At 69.7% G+C, this 23,596-nt stretch carries 13 protein-coding genes and 1 riboswitch; of the genes, 6 read left to right on the top strand and 7 right to left on the bottom strand.

Annotated features, from left to right (window positions below; genetic code table 11):
- The first annotated feature begins 25 nt into the window (after window positions 1-25).
- The 4 genes from rpe (at window position 26) to AC1RN0_RS07285 (ending at window position 5,265) form a co-directional block, all read left to right on the top strand.
- Window positions 26-685 (top strand): ribulose-phosphate 3-epimerase, encoded by a 660-nt coding sequence (gene rpe / locus AC1RN0_RS07300; protein ID WP_492786768.1) that lies wholly within the window; start codon window positions 26-28, stop codon window positions 683-685.
- A 10-nt stretch (window positions 686-695) separates the two neighbouring features.
- On the top strand, window positions 696-2,405 hold the full coding sequence (locus AC1RN0_RS07295) for a heparinase II/III family protein (protein ID WP_492786767.1): 1,710 nt from the start codon (window positions 696-698) through the stop codon (window positions 2,403-2,405).
- Window positions 2,406-2,553: 148 nt separating this feature from the next.
- Window positions 2,554-2,633, top strand: a riboswitch (ZMP/ZTP riboswitch).
- A gap of 21 nt (window positions 2,634-2,654) precedes the next feature.
- Window positions 2,655-4,238 carry a bifunctional phosphoribosylaminoimidazolecarboxamide formyltransferase/IMP cyclohydrolase gene (gene purH / locus AC1RN0_RS07290; protein WP_492786766.1) on the top strand — a complete coding sequence of 528 codons (1,584 nt, stop codon included), beginning with the start codon at window positions 2,655-2,657 and terminating at the stop codon, window positions 4,236-4,238.
- A gap of 262 nt (window positions 4,239-4,500) precedes the next feature.
- Window positions 4,501-5,265, top strand: a complete 765-nt coding sequence (locus AC1RN0_RS07285; RefSeq protein WP_492786765.1) for a dienelactone hydrolase family protein — start codon at window positions 4,501-4,503, stop codon at window positions 5,263-5,265.
- A 167-nt stretch (window positions 5,266-5,432) separates the two neighbouring features.
- On the opposite strand, the gene AC1RN0_RS07280 is transcribed toward AC1RN0_RS07285, so the two are convergent.
- Complete coding sequence (locus AC1RN0_RS07280) at window positions 5,433-10,280, bottom strand: NAD-glutamate dehydrogenase (RefSeq protein WP_492786764.1); 4,848 nt, start codon at window positions 10,278-10,280, stop codon at window positions 5,433-5,435.
- A 401-nt stretch (window positions 10,281-10,681) separates the two neighbouring features.
- Entirely contained in the window at window positions 10,682-11,839 is a 1,158-nt protein-coding gene (locus AC1RN0_RS07275) for an AI-2E family transporter (RefSeq protein ID WP_492786763.1), read from the bottom strand.
- 119 nt (window positions 11,840-11,958) lie between these two features.
- On the opposite strand from AC1RN0_RS07275, the gene AC1RN0_RS07270 reads away from it, so the two are divergent.
- A complete protein-coding gene (locus tag AC1RN0_RS07270) occupies window positions 11,959-13,497 on the top strand; it encodes a helicase HerA-like domain-containing protein (RefSeq protein WP_492786762.1) in 1,539 nt (512 codons plus the stop codon).
- Between the two features lies 1 nt (window position 13,498).
- Here the strand turns inward: AC1RN0_RS07270 and AC1RN0_RS07265 are convergent, their stop codons facing one another.
- Together AC1RN0_RS07265 and AC1RN0_RS07260 are read right to left on the bottom strand one after the other, a co-directional pair.
- Window positions 13,499-15,892, bottom strand: a complete 2,394-nt coding sequence (locus tag AC1RN0_RS07265) for a bifunctional diguanylate cyclase/phosphodiesterase (protein WP_492787006.1) — start codon at window positions 15,890-15,892, stop codon at window positions 13,499-13,501.
- A gap of 143 nt (window positions 15,893-16,035) precedes the next feature.
- Window positions 16,036-17,178, bottom strand: coding sequence for a zinc-binding dehydrogenase (locus tag AC1RN0_RS07260; protein WP_492786761.1), 1,143 nt, complete (start codon window positions 17,176-17,178; stop codon window positions 16,036-16,038).
- Between the two features lie 159 nt (window positions 17,179-17,337).
- Here AC1RN0_RS07260 and AC1RN0_RS07255 point away from each other — a divergent pair, with 159 nt between their 5' ends.
- Complete coding sequence (locus AC1RN0_RS07255; protein WP_492787005.1) at window positions 17,338-17,745, top strand: tyrosine-type recombinase/integrase; 408 nt, start codon at window positions 17,338-17,340, stop codon at window positions 17,743-17,745.
- 179 nt (window positions 17,746-17,924) lie between these two features.
- Here AC1RN0_RS07255 and AC1RN0_RS07250 read toward each other — a convergent pair whose 3' ends face one another.
- From AC1RN0_RS07250 to AC1RN0_RS07240, 3 genes are all read right to left on the bottom strand, one after another.
- Complete coding sequence (locus tag AC1RN0_RS07250; protein ID WP_492786760.1) at window positions 17,925-18,230, bottom strand: hypothetical protein; 306 nt, start codon at window positions 18,228-18,230, stop codon at window positions 17,925-17,927.
- Window positions 18,231-18,240: 10 nt separating this feature from the next.
- Window positions 18,241-19,620, bottom strand: coding sequence for a hypothetical protein (locus AC1RN0_RS07245; RefSeq protein ID WP_492786759.1), 1,380 nt, complete (start codon window positions 19,618-19,620; stop codon window positions 18,241-18,243).
- A 231-nt stretch (window positions 19,621-19,851) separates the two neighbouring features.
- Window positions 19,852-23,595 carry an AAA family ATPase gene (locus tag AC1RN0_RS07240; protein WP_492786758.1) on the bottom strand — a complete coding sequence of 1,248 codons (3,744 nt, stop codon included), beginning with the start codon at window positions 23,593-23,595 and terminating at the stop codon, window positions 19,852-19,854.
- Window position 23,596 lies beyond the last annotated feature (1 nt).

The following is a 23,596-nucleotide window of genomic DNA, read 5'->3' as shown; positions in this document are numbered from 1 at the left end:
ACGGCGGGTCCGGCTAGACCAAGGCATGGCCGCCCCCCTTATCGCTCCGTCCATCCTGGCGTCGGACTTCGCCCGTCTGGGCGAGGAATGCCGTGCTGTTGAAGCCGCCGGCGCCGACTGGCTGCACATCGACGTGATGGACGGGCATTTCGTGCCCAACATCACCCTCGGCCCGGATGTGGTGAAGGCCCTGCGCCCGCACGTGTCGATCCCGTTCGACGTGCACCTGATGATCGCCCCGGCCGATCCGTACCTGGAGGCGTTCGCCGCCGCCGGGGCCAACATCCTCAGCATCCATCCCGAGGCCGGGCCGCACCTGCACCGCTCGCTGAAGCGGATCCGCGAGCTGGGCTGCAAGGCCGGCGTGGTGTTCAACCCCTCGACCCCGGTCGAGTGCGTCGAGTGGATCCTCAAGGACATCGACCTGCTGCTGGTGATGACCGTCAACCCGGGCTTCGGCGGCCAGAGCTTCATCGGCGCCCAGCTGAAGAAGATCGAGCGCCTGCGGAAGATGATCGACGCCTCGGGCCGCCAGATCGACCTCGAAGTCGACGGCGGGGTCACGCCGGTCACCGCGCCGCAGTGCGTCGCCGCCGGGGCCACGGCCCTGGTCGCCGGCTCGGCCGTGTTCAAGGGCGGCCCGGACGCCTACGCCGCGAACATCCGCGCCCTGAAGGGCGCCTGAGCCCGGCGGGATGGACGCGCCCCGCCTGCCTTCCGCCTCCTCCGCCGCGCTCGCCCTGCAGGCCGCCGGCGAAAGCGCCCGCCGGCTGGCGGAGCGGGAGTGGTTCGGCACCCCCTTCCACCGCATGATGCTGGCCAGGCCGAAGCCGGACGGCATGGCCGCCAATCCACGCGACCTGCGCCCCGTCGAGCCGGAACGCGGCCGCCGCATCCTCGCCGGCATCTTCGACCTGGCCGGGACCGAGATGGTCGTCGGGCCGCAGGGCGATCCGTTCGACCGCGCCAGCCCCAGCCGCAAGTCCGCCGTAGCCCTGCACCGCATGGGCTGGATGGGCGACCTGCTGGCCACAGGTGACGCGGGCGCGAAGCTCGGCCTGCGTCTGGCGACGGACTGGCGGCGGGTGTTCGGACGCTGGAACGGCTTCTCCTGGGGCCCGGACGTCATCGAGCGGCGGGTGTTCAACCTGGCCTGCGCCGCGCGGCGGCTGACGGCGGGCGCCTCGGACGCCGAACGCGCCCTGCTGCTGGACGACCTGGCGCGGCAGGCCCGCCACCTCGCCGGCATCGGCCAGGCGCCGGAGCGCGCGCTGGAACGGGCGGTGGCCGCCGGGGTCGCCGGCTGCGCCCTGGGCGGCGAGGCCGGGGAGCGGCTGATCGACCTGTCGGTGGCCCGGGTGAAGGCCCTGCTGCCGGTCACCGTTTCGCACGAGGGCGTCCACGCCAGCCGCTCGCCGGAGGCGGGGCTGGAGCTGCTGTTCGACCTGCTGACGCTCGACGACGCCCTGCATCAGCGCGGCCAGGCCGGGCCCGACGACCTGCCGCGGGCCATCGACCGGCTGAGCGCGGCGACCCGCTTCTTCACCCTGCCCGATCACCGGCTGGCCGACTTCCAGGGCGGCGCGAGCGTCGGCCCCCGGCGGATCGCCGCGGCCCTGGCGCATGAGGAGACCGAGCCGCCCAGCCGCCGCAAGGCGCCGCACGGCGGCTACGAGCGGCTGGAATCGCCGCTGATCGCCGTGATGGTCGACGCAGGCCGGCCCGCGCGCGGCCGCTGGAGCGTCACCGCCTGCGCCCAGCCCTCGGCCATGGAGGTCATCTGCGGGACCGACCGGCTGATCGTCGGCTGCGCCTGGACCGCCGACTCCGGCGCCTCGCACGCCCTGCGGCTGACCGACGCCGCCTCGACCGCCAACATCGCCGACATGTCGGCCGGCCAGCCGCTGCGGGGCTTCGCCGCCGCCGCCCTCGGCGCCCGCCTGGTCGGCGCGCCGCGCAAGGTCGAGGTCAAGCGCCATGACGCCGAGGCGGCGGCCTGGCTTGAGGTCAGCCACGACGGCTGGGCCAAACGGTTCGGCCTGGTCCATGAGCGGAAGCTCTATCTCGACCGGGCCGCCGAGGAACTGCGCGGCGAGGACAACTTCCGCCCGGTGGTCGAGAAGGACCTCGACGGGCCGCGCCGCTACTACCCCTTCACGGTGCGCTTCCACCTGCACCCCGACGCCCGGGCCTCGCTGGCCCGCGACCACAAGAGCGTGCTGCTCAAGGGGCCATCGGAACAGGGCTGGTGGCTGCGCAACGACGCCATCGAGGTCTCGGTCGAGCCCTCGCTGCACATCGAGGGGGGCCTCCAGCGCCGCACCGTCCAGGTCGTGCTGCGCGGCCAGGCCAGCGGCGACAAGGGCGGCCGGGTGCGGTGGAAGCTGTCGCGGGCGGAGGGGTGAGTGCGTGGTTCGAGACGCTCGCTTGAGGCTCGCTCCTCACCATGACGAACACCCTTGAAGCCCGCCTGGCTTCGTCATCCTGAGGAGCGAGCCTCAAGCGAGCGTCTCGAAGGACGCATTGACTCCCCCGCCCCTCCCCGTATTTTCCGCCCGTTCGCGTGACTGGCGCTGGAGGTGGGTGACCACCGGGGAGCGCGGACCTCATAGCCGCGCGCCTGGGCGAGTTCATCCTTCAACCGGAGACCCGCCATGCCCGCCGCCCCCGACTATCCCGCTTCCCCCGACAAGGTCGTCATCAGGCGCGCCCTGCTGTCGGTGTCCGACAAGACCGGTCTGGTCGAGGCGGCGAAGGTGCTCAGCGACCTCGGCGTCGAGCTGGTCTCGACGGGCGGCACCCGGGCGGCGATCGCGGCGGCCGGCCTGCCGGTCAAGGACGTGTCCGAGCTGACCGGCTTCCCGGAAATGATGGACGGGCGGGTCAAGACCCTGCACCCCATCGTCCACGGCGGCCTGCTCGGCGTGCGCGACGCGGCCGACCACGCGAAGGCCATGAGCGACCACGGCATCGGCGGCATCGACCTGCTGTACGTCAATCTCTACCCGTTCGAGGCGACGGTGGCGGCCGGCGGCGACTATGCGACCTGCGTCGAGAACATCGACATCGGCGGACCGGCGATGATCCGCTCGGCGGCCAAGAACCACGGCTATGTCGCGGTCTGCACCGACCCGGCCGACATGGCCGAGGTGCTGGCCCAGCTGAAGGACGGCGGGGCCACCACGCTCGACCTGCGCAAGGCCCTCGCGGCCCGCGCCTACGCCCGCACGGCGGCCTATGACGCGGCGATCTCGACCTGGTTCGCCGGGCAGCTCGGCCAGACCGCCCCGGCCCGCAAGGCCATCGCCGGGACCCTGATCCAGACCATGCGCTATGGCGAAAACCCGCACCAGACGGCGGCCTTCTACGCCGGCGGCCCGGCCCGGCCGGGCGTGGCCAGCGCCCGCCAGCTGCAGGGCAAGGAACTGAGCTACAACAACATCGCCGACACCGACGCGGCGTTCGAGCTGGTCGCCGAGTTCAGCGAACCGGCCTGCGTCATCGTCAAGCACGCCAACCCCTGCGGCGTGGCCACCGGCGGCGACCTGCTCTCCGCCTACCAGCGGGCGCTGGAATGCGACCCGGTCAGCGCCTTCGGCGGCATCGTCGCGGTCAACCGCCGGCTCGACCGCAAGGCCGCCGAGGCCATCTGCGAGACCTTCACCGAGGTGGTCATCGCCCCGGAGGCCGATGACGACGCCGTCGCTGTGTTCGAGGCCAAGAAGAACCTGCGCCTGCTCGTCACCGGCGCCCTGCCCGACCCGCGCGCGCCGGGCGAGGTGTTCCGCTCGGTCGCCGGCGGCTTCCTCGTCCAGAGCCGCGACGCCTCGCTGATCCTGCCGGGCGACCTGAAGATCGTGACGAAGCGGGCCCCGACGCCCGCCGAGATCACCGACATGCTGTTCGCCTTCACCATCGCCAAGCATGTGAAGTCCAACGCCGTGGTCTTCGCCCGCAATGGCCAGACGCTGGGCGTCGGCGCCGGCCAGATGAACCGGAAGGACAGCGCCCGCATCGCGGCCATGCGCGCCGGCGACTTCGGCCTCGACCTCAAGGGCAGCGCCTGCGCCTCGGAAGCCTTCTTCCCGTTCGCCGACGGCCTGATCCAGGCGGCCGAGGCCGGGGCGACCGCGGTGATCCAGCCGGGCGGCTCGATCCGCGACGCCGAGGTCATCGCCGCCGCCGACGAACGCGGCGTGGCCATGGCCTTCACGGGGGTGCGGGTGTTCAGGCACTAACCCTGCGGCTGTCCGGGTCCCGCCTGACCCAGATGACAATGGCCCTTTGGCCTTGATGGAATGATGCGCTCCGGGCGGAGACCTTGGTCAAGGACGACCCCTGCGGGGTCGCCGCTGCGCGGCCACGAAGCGGTCCTTGAGCAAGGCCTCCGCCGGAGCAAAACTGGCCTTCAAGACATCAGGGCCGGTCCGCCACGATGGCGGTCGATGGGCCTTGAGCGCGACGCTTGACATGTGAGCATTTGCTCACATACTCGCGCCCATGGCCCTGAAACCGTCGACCCTCGCCGAGCGCGCCCGCCATCTGGAGCGACATGTGCGCGTGCTGAAGCCGGCGGGGTACGGGCCGTTTCCCGTCTCGCTGCAGCTGCACGGCTGCGCCGGCTGCCAGCCGTTCCAGAACAGCTACGCCGAAGCGGCGGTGAAGGCCGGCGTGGCGGTGGTCATCGTCGACAGCCTGCGGCCGCGCAACATGAGCCGGCTCGACGGCAGCCTGTTCGTTTGCACCGGCACGGCCCTGCGCGGCGCCCAGCGGGCCGGCGACCTCTACGCCATGCTCGACTGGCTGAAGCGCCAGCCCTGGGCCGACGCGAGCCGCGTCATGGCCGCCGGCTGGAGCCACGGCGGCTGGACGGTCATGGATGCCTTCGCGCAGGGCGACGGCGCGGCGCGGATGACCGGCCTGGTCGACGCCGATCCGGCGCTGCTGAAGGCCGTGAAGGGGACCTTCCTCGTCTATCCCTACGCCAGCTTCCCCTCCCTCACTTCGGCGCGCGGCTGGAGCGCCCGGCCGAAGGTGTTCGCCGTGCTGGGCGGCAAGGACCAGGTGGTGGGCGTGGACGGGCCGATGAAGGCGCTGAACCGGCTGAAGGCCGACGGCCTGTCAGTCGACGTGCTGACCTTCCCGGACGCCACCCACGCCTTCGACGACGACGACGCGAATGATCCCAGGACGCGGTATCGGCCCGACCTGCGGGCCACGGCGGAGGGGTATTATGTGCAGGCGTTGCGGAGCGCGTTCAGCTGATCCTCCCCGCTTGCGGGGAGGGGGACCCTGCGGAGCAGGGTGGAGGGGTCAGCGCCGGCCGAGCCGGATAGACCGGAATGCAGGATGGGGCCGCTGGCGTCAGCGCTGCCCCCTCCACCAGCCTCCGGCTGGTCCCCCTCCCCACTGCGTGGGGAGGAGCGCCGTCTTCACTTCCCCGCCGCCGCGACCAGTTCCCGCAGCGCGGCGTTGGCGATGGTCAGCTTGGCGAAGGTCCAGCCGCCGCCGGCCTGTTCGATCTCCTCGACCGTCTTGCGCACCACCCGGCCGGGGCCGGAGTGGACCTGGGCCCAGGAGTTGACCGTGCCCTTGGCCGCCTCGCTGGTGTCGGCCGCGTCGGGCGTGCCGGCGAAGGCCATCACCGCCCGGGCGACCTGCGCCTGTTCGCTGAGCATGTCCTCGATCAGCCGGCGCACGGCCATCCGCTCGAAGTGGTCGCCGCCGCGCTTCTCGCCGGCCGCCGCCCGCAGGCGGTCGAAACTGAAGGCCGCCCCGACCTGGTGGTAGAGCCGCGCCGTGGCGGCCACCGGCCAGCCGAGATCGCCGGCCAGGTCGACCAGCTCGGCCGCCGTGGTCAGGGGCTGGATGGCGGCGATGCTGTGGGCCAGCGCCTCGGGCGCCCCGTCCTTGACGAAGGCCGCCGCGCGGCGCGCCACCGCCTTCTGCTCGAACGGCGAGAGGATGCCCGGGGTCAGGCCGCGCAGCTCGGTCAGGGCCGGGCCGTAGCGTTCGGTCAGGGCCTGGATGCCGCCCGGGCCCGCCCGCCGCGCCAGCCAGAAGGTCTGGCTGCGGATGATGTGCGACAGGGCGCGGAACAGGGCCAGCTGGCCCTCGGCCGGGGCCTTGCCGTCGAGCGCCGCCACCGCGTCCCAGCTCTCCTGGAATTTCAGGATCGCGCGCGCGGCCTCGAAGCCGGTCACCAGCGCGCCGGTGTCGCAGCCCGCCGCCGCCCGCAGGCGCGAGGGGAAGGTCGGGCCGCAGATGTTGATCAGCTCGTTGTCGACCACGGTGGCGATGATCTCGCGCCGCAGCCGGTGACGCTTCATCTCGTCCTCGTACCGCGCCAGCGGTCTGGGGAAGTAGCCCTCCAGCGTGGCTTCCAGCGCGGGGTCGTCCGGCGCCTTGGAGGCGACGATGCCGTCGAACAGGTCGAGCTTGCCGTAGGCCAGCAGCACGGCCAGTTCGGGCCGGGTCAGGCCCTTGCCGGCGGCGGCCAGCTCCAGCATCTGCGCCGCGTCGGGCAGGCCCTCGACCTTGCGGTCCAGCCGGCCGGCCGCTTCCAGCTCGGTCATGAAGCGGGCGTGGTTCTCGACCTCGGCGGCCGCGTCCTGCTCGAGCAGCGAGACGGCCAGGGTCTGGTCGTAGTTGTGGGTCAGCACATGGGCGGCGACCTCGTCGGTCATCGAGGCCAGCAGGGTGTCGCGCGCCGGGCGGTCGAGCTTGCCGGCCCGTTCCGCCATGCCGGTGAGGATCTTGATGTTGACCTCGTGGTCGGAGCTGTCGACCCCGGCCGAGTTGTCGATGGCGTCGGTGTTGATCCGCCCGCCGGCCCGCGCGAACTCGATGCGGCCCGCCTGGGTGAGGCCGAGGTTGGCGCCCTCGCCGACCACCTTGACCCGCAGCTCGCCGGCGTTGACGCGGATGGCGTCGTTGGCCTTGTCGCCGGCCTCGGCGTTGCTCTCGGTCCGCGCCTTCACATAGGTGCCGATGCCGCCGAGATAGAGCAGCTCCGCCTTCGCCCTGAGGATCGCCGTCATCAGCTCGGCGGGCGAGACCGTCTCGGCCTTGATGTCCAGCGCCTGGCGGATTTCCGGCGTCAGGGCGATGGTCTTCAGCGCGCGGGAGAAGACCCCGCCGCCGGCCGAGATCTTGCTCTTGTCGTAGTCCTCCCACGACGAGCGCGGCAGGGCGAAGATCCGCTCCCGCTCGGCCCAGGACGAGGCCGCGTCGGGGTTCGGATCGATAAAGATGTGCCGGTGGTCGAACGCGGCCAGCAGGCGGATGTGCTTGCTCAGCAGCATGCCGTTGCCGAACACGTCGCCGGACATGTCACCCACGCCGACGACGGTGAAGTCGGTGGTCTGGATGTCCTTGCCGGCCTCGCGGAAGTGGCGCTTGACCGCTTCCCAGGCGCCGCGCGCGGTGATGCCCATGACCTTGTGGTCGTAGCCGGCCGAGCCGCCCGAGGCGAAGGCGTCGCCGAGCCAGAAGCCGTAGGATTCGGCCACGCCGTTGGCGATGTCGGAGAAGGTCGCCGTGCCCTTGTCGGCGGCGACGACCAGATAGGGGTCATCGCCCTCGTGCGCGATCACTCCGGCCGGCCGGACGACATGGTTGTCTGCGTCGATGTTGTCGGTGATGTCGAGCAGGCCGAACAGGAAGGTCTGGTAGGCGCGGACCCCCTCGGCGCGGACCGCCTCCGGCGTTCCGCCGCGCGGCAGGTGCTTGGGATAGAAGCCGCCCTTGGAGCCGACCGGCACGATGACCGCGTTCTTGACCTGCTGCGCCTTGACCAGGCCCAGCACCTCGGTGCGGAAGTCGTCGCGGCGGTCGGACCAGCGCAGCCCGCCGCGCGCCACCGGCCCGAAGCGCAGGTGCACGCCCTCGACATGCGGGGCCCAGACGAAGATCTCGCGATAGGGCTTGGGCGCCGGCAGGTCTTCCAGCTCGCGGCTGGCGATCTTGAAGCTGATGTAGGGCTTGGGCCCGCCGCCGTCGGCGACCTGGTAGAAGTTGGTCCGCTTCAGCGCCCCGACCAGCAGGGCGAGGCGGCGCAGCACCCGGTCGTGGTCGAGGCTTTCGACCGCCTGCAGCGCGCTGGTGATCTCCTCCATGACGGCCGCGGCCTGGCTTTCGCGGGCCTTGAGGTCGCTGGCGATCGCCGGGTCGAACTTGATGCGGAACAGGTCGAGGATCAGCCGCGCGACGCCCGGATGCTCCGACAGCGCCTGCTCCTGGACCAGCTGGCTGGGGTCGAGCCCCGACTGCTGGCGGTAGCGGGCCAGCGCGCGGATCAGGGCCGCATCGCGCCAGGACACGCCCAGCTCCAGCACCAGCCGGTTGAAGCCGTCGCTTTCGGTGCGGCCGGTCCAGACGGCGGTGAAGGCCGCCTCGAACGCGTCCTGGATGTCGGCGAACACCAGGTGCGCGCCGCGCTCGTCCTCAAGCAGGAACTCATGCACCCAGACCGCTTCGCGCTGGCCGGCGGCGATCAGCGGCGACAGTTCGAAGGCGTCCTCGATCAGGGCCTTGAGGCCCATGTGCTCGAGGATCGGCATCACGTCGGCCAGCGGGGCCGCGCCGCCCTTGCGATAGATCTTGAAGCGGAAGCGCATCGCCGAGTCGCCGACCACGCGGAAGGCGCGGGTGCGGAACTCGTCGGGGCCCATGGCGTCGATCTCGGCCAGGTCGGCGAGGGCTTCGGCGGCCGGATAGAATTCGCGGTAGCCGCTGGAGAAGGCCCCGGCCCAGCGGCCGAGCGTGGCCGCGACCCCGGCCGGCGGCGGCTCGGCCCGGACGGCGGCGTCGAAGCGGTCGTCCCAGGTGCGGGCCGCCTCGGCGATGTCGGCCTCGACCTGGGCGATGTCGGGATCGACCGCCTTGCCGGGGTCGACGCCCAGAATGAAGTGCACGCGCGCCAGCGGGGCGTCGGAGAAGCTTGGATAGTAGGCGGAGACGCGGCCCTGGAAGGCCTCGGCGAGGATAGCCCCGGCCTTTTCGCGGACGCGCGAGTCGTAACGCTCGCGCGGCACGAACATCAGCACCGAAATGAACCGGTCGAACGGGTCCCGGCGGGCGAAGACGCGCACGCGCGGCCGGTCGAACAGGTGCAGCACGCCGAGCGCCAGCACCAGCAGCTCGTCTTCCGGCGTCTGGAACAGCTCGTCACGCGGCCAGGTCTCGAGAATGTTGCGCAGGCGCTTGTCGTTGTGCCCGCCCGCCGAGACACCGGCCCGCTCGATGACGTTGGCCACCTTGCGCCGGATCAGCGGCACCTCGCGCGCGGGGGCGTCATAGGCCTCGGCGGTGAACAGGCCGACGAACCGGACCTCGCCCGCGGGCTTGCCGTCCGCGCCGTACCGCTTGACCCCGACGTAGTCCATGTAGCCGCGGCGATGCACGCGCGAGCGCAGGTTGGACTTGGCCACGATCAGCGGCGAGTCGGTCTCCAGGTAGCGGCGCAGCTGCTTGGACAGGATGGCCGGCTCGCTGGTCCGGCGCAGGACGCGCCGCTCCTGGTCGCGCAGCACGCCCAGGCTGTCCTCGGGCCGGTAGACCGGCTCCTCGGAGGCGTAGTCGCCGTCCGCCGTGCGCGGATAGTCGTAGACCCGCGCGCCGAGGAAGACGAAGCGATCGCGCTCCAGCCATTCCAGGAAGGCCAGGTCCTCGGCCCGTGCGTCGACCGAGACCGGCGTCGGCGCCTGGGCCAGCTCGGAGATCGTCGCGCGCATCAGCGTCTGCATGGCCGCGAAGTCGGTCACCGCCAGCTGCACGTCGCCGAGCGCCAGCCGCACACCCTCGCTCAGCGCCGCGGCCCGGTCTTCCCCGATCGGATCGAGATGAACCTGGATCAGCGACAGGCGCTGGCCGTCCCGCTCAAGCAGGGGGTGGAACATGGCCCGCACCGGAAAGCCGGCCTCGGCGATCTCACCCATGATGGAGTCGACCAGGAACGGCCGGTCCGGCTGGGCGATCTCGAGCAGGTCGCGGCCGAGATCGCCGCCCTCGGCTCCCGTCCACCGGCGCAGCCGGATGGCCGGGACGTCGCCTTCGAGCGCCAGGCCGAACCGCCAGAGGTCGGCGAAGGCGGCGGCGAGGTCGGCGGCGCTCGCCCCGGCCATCTCCTCGCCCGACAGGTCGCGCTGCACCTGGGCGATGAAGGCCGCCTCCGGCCCCTTCAGCGGTCCCGTCGTCTGTCCCAGCGCCGCGGCGAAAGCGGCGGCCAGCGTATCGGAGTCCAGGCCCGGCGCGGCCGGGTGAAGGCTTGCGCCCTGCATCGAGTATCCCCACAGGATTGTCCGGCCGAAGCGCCCATTTTCCGGCCCGAGGGGGGGCCGGATGTCGGAAGGCGCTCCGGGGAGGTGACTTTGGGCCTCTTTTAAGCCGGATCGGGTGGAAAATTTCGATCCGGATCGCGGTCAGCCTAGCCCGCTTGGGGCGCCGATCAACCGCCATCCGCCGCCTTGTGGAAGAACTTTCCGCAACGTCGGGATCCCGGAAAAGAATACGCCGCCGGAGGGGGGTCCGGCGGCGCTTCCTTAGTCGTCGCCGCCGGGGGGAGGGGCGGGACAACTCTCAATCCAGGCGCCGCCTTCGGGGGGGAGGAAGGGCGCCGACCGGTCCGGCGGCAGGGGGAGTGCGGCCGGACAGGATTGAGATAGGCGCCCGTTTTCGCGTTTCAAGAGGCGTCGTCGGCCTTGCCGTACGACTTTCCCGTGCGGCGATGATGACCGTTCTCGTCGACGCCCTGCGGGTCGCCGTTCTCGGACATCAGGATGGCGATCCAGCGGGATCCTTCGAACTCCGCCAGGATGATCATCGCCATCACCGCCAGCGGCGTGGACAGGAACATGCCCGGCAGGCCCCACAGCGCGCCCCACAGGGCCAGCGCCAGCAGCACGACCACCGGATCGATGTTCAGGCTGTCGCCCTGCATGCGCGGGGTGACGATGTTTCCGACGACGAACTGGATCGCATAGAGCACGCCCAGCAGCACGAAGCCCTGCCAGAGGGTGTCGAACTGCACGAGGCCGAACAGGGCCGGGAAGACGATGCCGATGAACCCGCCGATGATCGGGATGTAGGACGCGAGAAAGATCAGGAAGGCCCAGAACAGCGCGTTGTCGAGTCCGACGATCATCATGGCCAGCCACGACCCGCCGGCGATCATCAGGCCGGTGACCGTCTGGACCCAGAGGTAGCGCTCCACGCCGAAGCGGATGCGGTTGAAGATCTCGAGGGCGTTGGCGCGCTCGGCGTTGTGCGGGAACAGGGCGACGATCTTGCGCTTGAAGCCGCGCCGCGAGGCGATGATGAAGCCGAGGTAGATCAGTACGAAGACCGCGTCGGACACGACGCCCTGCAGGCCCTGCGCGACCTGGCCGACATATTTGGTCGGGTTGAAGTCATCGACCATCTGGGTGACCGGGGGCGGCGTCTGGGCGCCGACCATGCCGGCCATCCGCGCGATCAGCCCGTCGATCTTGGGCCCGTAGCCGACCAGCTGGCCGATGAAGCCGCCGGCGCGGTCGGCGACCACCACCAGGGTCACGCCGAAGATCAGCAGCGACAGCACGATGGCCACCGCCAGCGACAGGCTGTCGGGCAGGCGCGGCCAGCGATGCTCGAGCCGGCGGGCGAAGCTGTCGATCATGATGGCCAGGAACATCGCCAGGGCCAGCGGCGTGAGAATCCCGCGCGCCCAGTAGAGCGCGCCGGCCGTGGCGATCACCGCCAGGATCACCAGGGCGTTGCGGCCGATGCCCTCGGGCCGCACGGGCGCCGCCGCCGGATGATCCGGCGCGGCGGTCGTCTTTTTCGCGGGCGTCCTGGCCATGCGGTCCTCTCCAAATCCGGGCGCGAGTCTCGGGGCCCGTCCGTCCGCCGTCAATGCGCGGCTTGGCGAAGCGACGGCGCGGCCTGTAGGTTCCCGCCCAGACCTCACGGAGATCCCGAATGGACGTGGCCAGCGAACCCGGAACCCTGTTCGTCGGGTTCTCCGACAAGCCCGAGACCCTGCGGCTGGACCGGATCAACCGGCACGGCCTGGTCGCCGGGGCGACCGGCACGGGCAAGACGGTCACGCTGCAGATCCTCGCCCAGGCCCTGTCCGATGCCGGCGTGCCGGTGTTCGCCGCCGACGTGAAGGGCGACCTCGCGGGCATCAGCCAGCCCGGCGCGCCCAACGAGAAGATGCTGGCCCGCGCCCAGGGCATGAACCTGACCCTGACCCCGGCCGCGCCGCCGACGGTGTTCTGGGACCTGTTCGGCGAGAAGGGCCATCCGGTCCGCACCACGGTCTCGGAGATGGGCCCGCTGCTGCTGGCCCGGATGCTGGAGCTCAACGAGGTCCAGGAAGGCGTGCTCAACATCGTCTTCAAGGTCGCCGACGCCGAGGGCCTGCTGCTGCTGGACCTGAAGGACCTGCAGGCGGCGCTGAAGTACGTCGCCGAGAACGAGAAGAGCATCGACGCCGAGTACGGCAACGTCTCCGCCGCCACCGTCGGCACGATCCAGCGCGGCCTGCTGACGCTCGAGACCCAGGGCGGGGCCAACCTGTTCGGCGAGCCGGCGCTGGCCCTGTCGGACCTGATGCGCGTCGACGGCGCGGGCCGGGGCGTGGTCAGCGTGCTGGCCGCCGACCGTCTGATCCAGAGCCCGCGGCTCTACGCCACCTTCCTGCTGTGGCTGCTGTCGGAGCTGTTCGAGGACCTGCCGGAGATCGGCGATCCCGAAAAGCCGCGGCTGGTGTTCTTCTTCGACGAGGCCCACCTGCTGTTCCGCGACGCGCCCAAGGCCCTGCTGGAAAAGGTCGAGCAGGTCGTGCGGCTGATCCGCTCCAAGGGCGTGGGGGTGTTCTTCGTCACCCAGAACCCGGCCGACATTCCCGAGACGGTGCTGGCCCAGCTGGGCAACCGCTTCCAGCACGCCCTGCGCGCCTACACCCCGGCCGAGCAGAAGGGCCTGCGGGCGGCGTCGGAGTCGTTCCGGCCCAACCCGGCGTTCGACACGGCCGAGGCGATCCAGAATCTCGGCGTCGGCGAGGCGCTGGTCTCGGTGCTCGACGAGCGCGGCGCGCCGACGGTGACCGCCCTGACGAAGATCCGCCCGCCGGCCTCGCGGCTGGGGCCGATCACCGCGGCGGAGCGCGCGGCGATCCAGGCCGCCAGTCCCGTGCGCGGCCTCTACGACACGCCGCTCGATCGGGAATCGGCCTTCGAAAGCCTCAAGACCCGCGCCGGCCAGGCCGCGCGTCAGGCCGAGGATGCGGCGGCCGCGGCGGCGGCGGCCAGACAGCGTGAGACCGAGCAGAAGGCCTGGGAACGGGAACAGGCGCAGCGCGACCGCTACGAAAGCCGGCCGGCCCCGCGCGCCCGCGCCTCGAACCGCCAGAGCATGGGCGAGGCCTTCGGCAAGACCCTGGTCCGCACCATCGCCAGCCAGGTGGGCCGCGAAATCCTGCGCGGCGTGCTGGGCGGGCTGAAGCGGCGCTAGGCTAGGCCGCGCGCTTCCGTTTGCGCGGCGGCGGGACGACATCCTTGCCCAGGGCCGCGGCGATCAGCACGGCCGGCAGGTCGTTGGTCCAGGCCCCCAGGGTGTCGGCCGGCGCCGGGCGGCCGATGGCGTAGCCCTGCACCTCGGCGCAATGCTCGCCGCGCAGGAACTGCAGCTGTTCGTCGGTCTCGACGCCCTCGGCGACGACCGGGATGTCCAGGCTGCGGCCCAGGCCCAGCACAGCCTTGACGATGACCGTCGCCCGCTCGTCGCGGTAGATGTTCTCGACGAAGCTCTTGTCGACCTTGATCTTGTCGAACGGGAAGGACTGCAGCGTCGACAGCGACGAGAAGCCGGTGCCGAAGTCGTCCATGGCGATGCGCACGCCCAGCGCCTTCAGCCGGCGCAGGTTGTCCAGCGCGCGCTGGTAATCCTTGAACAGGGCGCTTTCGGTGACTTCCAGCTCCAGCCGCATCGGCGACAGGCCGGTCTCGATAAGGATCTCGTGCACCAGCTGGGCGAGGTTGGGCTGGTTCAGCTGCAGCGGCGACAGGTTGACGGCGATGCTCAGCGGGCGATCCCAGGCGGCGGCCTCGGCGCAGGACTTGCGCAGCACCCACTCGCCGAGCGGCAGGATCAGGCCGGTCTCCTCGGCCAGCGGAATGAAGTCCAGCGGCGGGATCATGCCGCGCACCGGGTGACGCCAGCGAACCAGGGCCTCGAAGCCGAGGATCTCTCCGTCGCTGGCCCGGGCCTGCGGCTGGTAGTGGACCACCAGATCCTCGTCGAGGATCGCCTGGCGCAGTTCGCGGGCGAGATTGCGCCGCTCGCGGATGGTCTCGTCCATCTCGCGCTTGAAGAAGCGATAGGTGCCGCGGCCGTTTTCCTTGGCGCGGTAGAGGGCCATGTCGGCGTTGGCCAGCAGGGCCTCGCCGGTGCGGCCGTCGTCGGGATAGAGCGACACGCCGAGGCTGGCGGCCAGGGCCATGTCCTGGCCTTCGTAGGTCATGCCTTCCTTGAAGGCCTCGAGCAGCTGGCCGGCCAGTTCGGCGGCGGCGGTCGGCTGGTCCTGGTCGGTGATCTGCACCACGACGAACTCGTCCCCGCCGAGGCGGGCGGCGAACGACGGGGCCGTGACGCTGGCCTGCAGCCGGCGGGCGGCCTCGATCAGCAGGGCGTCGCCGGCGATGTGGCCGTGCAGGTCGTTGGCTTCCTTGAAGTGGTCGAGGTCGACGCAGACCAGCGCCAGGGTCTCGCCCGAGGCCTCGACCCGGTCCAGCGCCGCGGCGAGGCGGGCGGTCAGGGCGTTGCGGTTGGGCAGGCCGGTCAGGCCGTCGTGTTCGGCCAGGTAGCGGATCTTCTCCTCGGCCGAGCGGCGCTCGCGCAGGTCGCGGATGGCCAGCACGGTCAGGCCGCGGGTTTCCGACCGGGCGCCGTCGTCCATGACGCGGGCGAACACCTCGACCGGCGCCGAGGGCGACCCGTTGAGCGGATGCATGTGGCCTTCGCGGCGCTGGGCGTCGGTGCGCACGCCCAGGGCGTCGTCGAACGACAGCAGGCTTTCGTTGAACGGCTGGCCGAGCAGCGCCTCCAGCGGCGCGCCGGCCAGGTCGCAGAAGGCCGCGTTGGCGTCCTTGATGACGCCGTTCTGGATCACCACGATGCCTTCATAGGCGGCGTTGGCGAGGGTGCGGATGCGCTCGAGGGCCGAGCGGCTGGTGGTCGATTCGATGAGCACGGCGCCCAGGCCCGCCAGCACGATCAGGCCGGTGATGGTGGCCACGGCCAGGGTCATGATGCCGCCCGAGAGCAGGGCGTCGGGCGGGGCGATGGAGGCGTCGGGCGTGATGGTCATCGCGCCCATGCCGGTGAAGTGCATGGCGCAGACGGCGAGCGTCAGGGTTACGCCGGCCATCAGCTGGCGCGGCAGGGTCCGCGCGTCGCCGGCGACGATCAGGGCGAGGATCGAGCCGATCACCCCCAGCACCACCGAGGCGCCGATGGTCGCCGCTTCCCAGTCGATATGGCCGGCCGTCACGAAGGACGACATGCCGGTGTAGTGCATGCCCGCGATGCCCAGGCCGATCAGCAGGCCCCCGGCCAGCTGGTTGCCGCGGTCCCGGTGGGCCGTGGCGGCGAAGAAGCCGGCGGCCATCAGCAGCACGGCGACCATCAGCGACATCATCGTGCCGGTCGGCGAGAAGCCGGTCGCCACGCCCGGCTGGTAGGCCAGCACGGCGAGGAAATGGGTGGCCCAGACCGTCGAGCCGGCGACCAGCGCGGTCAGCACCAGCCAGGCGCCGCGCACCAGTCCCTTGGCCCCGTTCATTCGTGAATAGAGGCGGAAGGCCGTCAGCGCGCCGCCGAGGCACACGACGACGGCGACCAGCACCATCCGGTAGTCGTGCTCGTTCAGGAGACACGAAATAACTTTATCCACCGCCCCATCCCCGTTCTGAGGAACCCAGTCCGGGGACACTACGGGGCGAGTTGCAAAAAAAGCGTTTCAATCCGGGACGTCAGTGAAACGGCCGTTTCCTACCCTTTGGCGGGCGTGATCAGGAACTTCTCGCCGGTGGCCTTGCGGTTGTAGGCGGCGATGACCTGCGGATCGAGCACCTGGGCCAGCGTCAGTTCGGCGGTGTAGTGGCTGGCGAAGGTGGTCTTCAGCTCGGCGACCACGCGGTCACGCAGCTTCTGCGTCTCGACCGGTCCGATCTTCATCAGGAACGGCGTCAGCAGCCAGCCGCCCAGGCCCCACATCATGCCGAAGGCGCGGTTCAGCTCGGTCGGGCCGGTGTCGAGTCCGCCGTAGACATAGACCTGCTTCATCTGGGTCGAGCCGTAGCGGCTGTAGACCTTGGCCGTCTTGTTGGCGGCGATCTCCATGGCGGTGAGGATCTGGCCGGCCAGCCGGCCGCCGCCGATGGCGTCGAACGCCAGGTAGGCGCCGGTCTCGACAATGGCGTCGACCAGGTCGTCCATGAAGGTCGGGGCCGACGAGTTGACGACGATCTTGGCCCCCTGGCCGCGCAGCAGCGCCGCCTGCTCCTCGTTGCGCACGATGTTGACCAGGCCGATGCCGTCCTTGAGGCAGATCTTGTTGAGCATCTGGCCGAGGTTGGACGCCGCCGCCGTATGCACCAGGGCGGTGAAGCCCTCGCGCTTCATCGTTTCGGGGAAGCTCAGCGCGGTCAGCGGGTTGACGAAGCAGGACGCGCCCTCGGCCGGGGTGGTCCCCTCGGGCAGCGCCATGCAGGACGCGACGGGCAGGGTGCGGAACTGGCCGTACATCGCGCCGCCGAGACAGCCGACGGTCCTGCCGAGCAGCGCCTGGGCCTCGGGCGAGGACCCCGCCGCCACGACCACGCCCGCGCCCTCGTTGCCGACCGGCATGCTCTCGCCGACGCGGGCGGCGACCATGCGCATCAGCCGCTCGGGAATATCGGCCGTGACCACCGGGCCCTCGGCGTTGGCGCTCACCCGCGCGGTCGACATGTCGGCGGGCCCCAGCAGCAGGCCGAGGTCCGACGGATTGATCGGCGAGGCCTCGACCCGCACGACCACCTCGTCCGGCCCCGGCGCCGGAGTGTCGACGCGCGCGAGCGACAGCTCAAGCGTCCCGTCGGGCGTCACCAGGGACCGAAGCTGCAGGCCCGTGGCCCAGGGTGTCGCCGTCATCTGTTTCGCTCCCGCGTCCGGTTGATCCGGAGTCGCCACAGGGAAGCGCATCGGCGGCGCGGGGGGAAGGGGGGATAAAAGAGGGGCGCTTCCGCGCGGTGTCACGATCCGCTCTGTCCCTCATCCTCCACGCCTTCCAGCGCGGGACTCCCGGGACGGATCCTCGCGGGACAAACGGGGACATCGCGGGACTGTCGCGCCAAATCGGCGCCGCGGGGGTCCGGGCGGGGCCCAAGGGCGGCCAGCGGCCCACAACGCGTTTTCCCGGCGTTCGGTCGCCGGCAGGCTTGGCCCAAGCCGCGCACCATCGGCGGCGGCCCGCTGGTCTATCAGAACTTCCGGACCCGGTTCTGGGAGCCCGTATTCACCGACCTCGGTCTTCCCTACGCGACCCTGCATTCCGCCCGACACAGCTTCATCTCGACGATGCAGGCCCAGGGCATTGAGGTCGGCCTCGTGGCCAAGTTGGCTGGTCACTCCAACCCGGCCGTCACCCTGGGCCACTACACCCAGGCCGTCCGTGGCGGTGACGCGGCCGTCGAGGCCCTGCAGCGAGCCTATAGCTAGGTCCGCCCCGGAGGCGCGCCCGGCGCGGCCGACACCCCCTCCCCGGCGGCGCGTGGGGTCACGGAGAGGGGGGTATCCGCTGTCCCCATGATCCTGCCTTTGTAGGCGACCGATCAGGAGGGACTGTGCTGAGTGTGCAGGGTCGGGCGCGCTCGGAGATATTTGAGCGCGCCCTTGGGTCAGACACTGCGCTTGATGAACGCCTCAGCGCGGTCAGGCGCTTCTCTGGCCTGTGACAACGCCTGCATCGCCGTCGCTGCCTCCCGTCCGCTGGGGTATGGGCCAGGCGGGGGCAGGTCCGACAGAGTCGCCGGTTCGACATGGTCGAACTTCTTACTCGCCGCGATCTCGCCGATCCGGCCACCGTTCACCCCGAACCAGGCGGCAATGTCATGCTGACGATCGCCACGGTTCAGCATGCCTTTGACGAGCGCTGCATCCTCGTCATGGAGCGTGACGCCGCTGGGTTCGGCCCGGTACTTCATGGCCGCCCCCTCACGCCGCAGCCGCCGAGCGCTTGAGCAGTTCGGTTTCGAACGCATCCAGCACCAGTTCGTAGGAGCCTTCATTCTTACCGATCTTCTGGGGATCAGCACGGAAAGCGTCCATGATCACCCTGTACTTCTTCACGATGGACTGGAGATACTCGTCGAGGAATTCCTCCGGCTGGATGCACCAGCCGAGCTTCCCGTCCGGCTTCCTCTCGATGAGCTTTTTCAGGCCGTAGACGAGCGGCATGATGAGGCCGTCCGGATAGCTGTAGTTGACGGCCGCTTCGGTGAAGTGGGTCGTGGGCTTGGAGCGCATGTCCTTAGCCTGCTTGACGACGGTCAGCCCGCCGAAGCGGCCGGTGCCGTCGTTGTAGGCCTCCGGGAACATGCGGTAGATCCGGTCGTAGAGGGCCGGGATCTGGGCCGCGATCTCCAGGGCGCTGCCAACTTGGGTGTTATGCAGTTCGTGACGGTATTCGCCACCCGTCTGCTTGGAGACCGCCGCGCTGCTCATCAGCCGGTCGAAGAGCTTCACGCACTCGCCCTTGTTCCGATAGATATTCTGCGGGACCGGGGCCTCGATCTGCCGGCCTTCTTCGTCCACCGGCAGGTCAACGAGGGAGAGCGGGATCCAGGCGAGTGCGATCAGGTCACGCACCTTGATGTCGCCGCCGTCGTTGGTCTTCCACTCCACCCGACTGGAAATGGCCGGCGGGAGGAACTTCTGGAACTCCTCGTAGAAGCCCTTCTGGTTGGCCTTGGTCTCCAGCTTGAGCTCGACGTTGTTGTTCCGGGCAGCGCAGATATCGAGCAGAGAGCTGGTGAAGTCGTTCATCACCGACGGGTCCTCCAGGTCGGAGGGCACCAGGATTTCCAGCGGGACGAGGAAATCGAGCGGGCCATACTCCGCATCCTCGGCGGTCGACGCCCGAAGCGTCTGCACGAGGTCACGGTTCTTTTCCCACGAGGACTTGAAGTCAGGCCAGCGGGCCAGACGAAGCTTGGCGTTGCCCGTCGCCAGCCGAAGGATCTGGGTCCCGATGGCCAGCATGTTGTGCCCACCATCCAGGATGCCTTCGATCCGAACGTTCTCGAACCGCAGCTCGTAGCGGTTCCGTTCGAGCTTCTCATAGTTGGACGCACCGACGAGAACGCCCTTGGTCTTGAAGGGGAAGGTCTCGGGCGTTTCGACGATGCTGTCGATGATCGCGTCGGTCACCGGGCCCGCCTTGGCGGAACGCGGGTTGGCCTCAAGATCAGCGGCGTCGAAAAGGGCGAGCATGTTGCGGGCTTTGACGAAGCCCACAATGCGGCGGACAGGTCCTTCAACCTGCTCGGCGACTTGGCCTTGGTCGAAACGGACAAGGATACGATCGGGATTCATTTCGGGTCTCTCTCAATATGAGGAGAACCGCTCTAGATTGATCCCGCAGTTGGGCGCGTTCGCCCGACATCCGACACGTTCCAAGCCTCCGGCTCGCCTCGTCTTCGGTCGCCGCTATCCAGCAGCAGGATCTCGCCAGAACCGCTCTCGGGTTCTATTCCAGCCCCCATCCGGGAGCAGTGCGAAGAATGCCGCTAAAGATCCGGAAGTCAAGGTGGCCAACCGAGCGGATCAGACTCCGAGAAATATCTCCCTCGCGAGTTGTTCGATCGCCATCGAGTCAAGGCCGTAGCCGCCGCCGTCTTCCGTCACGATGAGCTGCCCCTGGGACGTACTCGGAGTCCACCGAGTTACGCCGTTGAGTTCGTAGAGCCTCAGTTTCCTTTCCCATCGCGCTCGGTACTCCGGCTGGTCGAGCATTCCGCAATGCTCCCAGAACCAGGACCTACCCCCGGCCGTCACCCGAAAATCGGCCCACCGGCCGCGCATGTTGTCGGTGAACGGGAGGCGGGGTTCGACCTCGTAGGTCAGCCGACCCTCGCGCTCGAAGCCGTAGAGAATATTGGCGATGGCCAATTCCCCCTTGGAGCTGACCAGTTCGCCGCGAAGGGTGCGATGACTCAGCCGCGCCTCCAGGAAGCCCCGCGCATTGTGCGCCATGCCGGCGGGCAGCCCGAGCGGCTGGGGCGTCCGCATCGGCGAGGACTCGTGAAGCAGGTTGGTCATCCGGGCGCCGACGTCCGAATAAACCTCGTGACGATAGGCGAGCACGGTCTCGAAGCCGCGCTGATGGAGAATCCACACCCGCCGGGTCTGCCGTGTCAGGGCGGTGTAGATCATCTCTCGCGACAGCAGCCGGCTGTTGGCGGGCAGCACCAGGATAACCACGCCGAACTGGCTGCCCTGGGCCTTGTGCACCGTTACAGCGTAGGCGAGCTCGAGATAGGGTTGACCGTCGTCTCTGAAGTCGGAACCTCGGAAGCCGAAGGACCGATCGCTTTTTCCGGCGAACTCCACATTGAGAAACTTGGGATTGGCATGCCCGTAGTCGCGAGCGCCCGTCACCAGACCGATCTCACCATTAGCCAGGTAATCCCGACCAGCGCGACTATGGTTGGCGATGTCCCATGCGTGGCGTTGATGGTTCCTCACGCAGATGACCTTGTCGCCATAGGTGATCTGCTCGGGCCCGTGCGGCTTGATTGTACGGAACCACTTCTTTTTCCAGGACACTTGATTCGAAGCGATCGCATCGTCCAGGCGCCGGCGTCGGTGGTTTTCCTTCACATAGCGATTGAGGAAAAGACTGCCAGCCGCCTGGGCGCGGTTGACCGTCAGGATCTGCCAGGATTCCGCGTGCTCGGAGCAGCCGTTTTCGAAGTTCAGGTAACCCTTGTTGTTTCGGATCGCGCCCAGCGCTTGCTCCAGGCCTCCGTCGATATCCTCCGAACCGAACTCGGCACCGAGAATCTCGCGGACCAGGCCCGGCAGCTCGCCCACGCTGTCCCAGCGTCTCAGGCGCAGGTGATCATCCTGGACGCCCTCCAGGGCCAGCGAAGCGATCTCATCCTCGCCGGGCTGCAGCGGGCGGCCTGAGAATATGGCTGCCAGGCGGGCGTCCGAACGATCGCCCTTCTGACGCATGGAGACGCTCAGTTCCGCCACGCATCCGGGGCGCTGGCGCTGCAGGAAGGCGATGATGTCCACGAACGGGCATCCGGCCCCGATCGGCGGAAGCTGGCAGGGATCGCCGACCAGAATCAGGCGGCAGCCGGCCGGCAAGGCGTCCAGGACCGCCACTAGCATGTCCTCGGTCAGCATGGACGCCTCGTCGATGACGCAGCAGCTGGCCTCGGCCGGAGCGACGTGAGGCGCGGCGGCATATCGCCCCGTCTCCGGATCGAACCTTTCCAGCGGCAACAGGAACTGGGCGATGGTCTTGGCCTCGTCCGGCCGGCCGGTCGCCGCGCCCAGCCTCACCCTGGCCTTGCCGGTCGGCGCGAGAAGCAACACTCGGCCGCCGACTATCTGGCTCCGCTGAAGCAGCAAGTGCAGTACTTCTGTCTTGCCGGTGCCGGCGGGGCCGATAAGCGTCGCCAGCCGATTGGCCGCCAGGCTTTCTAGCGCGCTCACCTTCTCCCGCCGAGCCTTCAGCTCGATCTCATCGTTCCCGGCTGGCCCGAACTTGCCCTCCAGAAGGCGGGACCAGTCGACGCCAGAGGCCGTTACAGGGGCCGAGAGCCGCTCGTTCACGGCCCGCTCGATGCGGTTGCGCGCCTCCAGGTAGCGCGAGAGCTGCGCCGTCGGCGTCTCGCCTGGCCCCACATGCACGACCGGCGCGAATTCATCGCGGTAAAGATCCAGCAGCTCGCCATCCATCGGCAGGGGCGCCGAGAGCGCCAGGCCGGCGGCGGCCTGAGCCAGGCTGGCGGCGTTCAGCAGGGTGTGACCGTCGATGGCGGCCGCTTCCAGCAGATGCGCCGCCGCCGCCCTCAGCCGATGCTCGTTGTCGAATTCCGTCAGTATCGCGGGGCAGCCCTCCGGCAGCGGGTGCGCCTGGGTTACTTCCCGACCCGGGAAGAGGCCCCTGTCGATAGTCTGGAAGGCTATCGGGTCGAGTTCCAGCCGGTCCCGTTCGAACAGCAGATAGGGATTGGCCAGCATCTCGGCATGATCGATGCCGGCCCATGCCCGGCCCGCCTGATCGCGGGTCAGTTCGAACCTCGCCAGCAGTTTGAGCGCGCTGTACTTCACCGGATCGCCGCGCAGCCTCTCCCATAGCTTGCTCAGGGTGGCGGTGATCTGGGGGGCACCGGCGGGCGGCGGAGCCTTGCGCGAAAGGATGGCGTCGGCGGCGGTCCAGGGGTCGTCGCCGGGCGCGACCTGGTCGGCCAGGGCGATGGCGAACAGCGTGCCGTTGAAGCCCTTGTGCAGCATCGACAACGCCACGCCCAGCCCAGGCGCCGGGCCCTGCAGCTTCCAAAGCCGCGACAGTTGGTCGTCGATCCAGGCAATCTGCTCGGCCCATGGCCCGGCCAGAACCGCGGCGATCCGCTCGAACGCCGCCCGCGCGCTGAGCAGGGCGGCGGCGGCCGGGCCGTGGCCGACATGTTCGCTGCCGTAGGAGAATTGGACGCGGGCATCCTCGGGCGCGAAGGCGACCAGGTCGGCGGGATCGATGTCCGCGCCGGCTTCGACGGCGCGCAGGATGTCGTGGTAGGGCAGTAGGAAGCCGCCCACGAACCGCGTCGGCTCCCCCTCCGCGCGGATCGGCCTCAGGCTGTGCTGGATGGAGCGTTCCCAAACCATGGCCTGCAGCCGCTCACCCGCGCCGGCCGCCGGCTCGTAGTCGTATTCGCTGACGCCATGCTTCTTCTCGAGCAGGGCCGCGCCCAACAGAACCCGCCGCTCGTCGTCGCACAGGGGCGTGCGCGTCGCGTAAAACAGCACCAGGCTTTGCCCCTCCACCAGGGGCTGGGCGAAGGCATCCAGCAGCATGCGCTGGTGGTCATGATGCTGCACCCAGGAGGTCCGTTGTAGGAATTCCGGCTCGGCCGGCTCGCGATCGGGCCGCACATCCAGTTCGAGGTCCTCGGCAAGGGCGAAGCCGCTTTCGCGCAGCATCCACCGATAGGGGATCAGCTGGGCTCCCCAGGCCGGCAGGTGGAGCGTCTTGGGTTTCATGTGCCGGTGGCTGTCACTCCAGCGAGAGTAGGCCATGATGCTCTGAAAGCTCTGAGGTCGGCCCGATAGGAAGCCGGCGCTGGCCTTGATGCAGGGCGGCGCCTGCTCGTAGGGCAGCGCATCGATCGCCTCGCCCGCCAGGGAGCGCTCCAGAGCGTCGTTGCGCCCCTCCGCCACCAGCTTCAGGGCCAAGCAGGACGCATTCGCCGTCGGCGCATCGCAGACGTGACCGTCCCAGGCGCGGTCATGCCAAGGCGCTCGCACCGAAACATGTCGAATAGCGGCGCTCATC

This window comes from Caulobacter sp. GW821-FHT12F03 (assembly GCF_058806855.1).
Note: the sequence above shows the minus strand (reverse complement) of the source record. Positions and strands in the feature narration are given on the sequence as shown.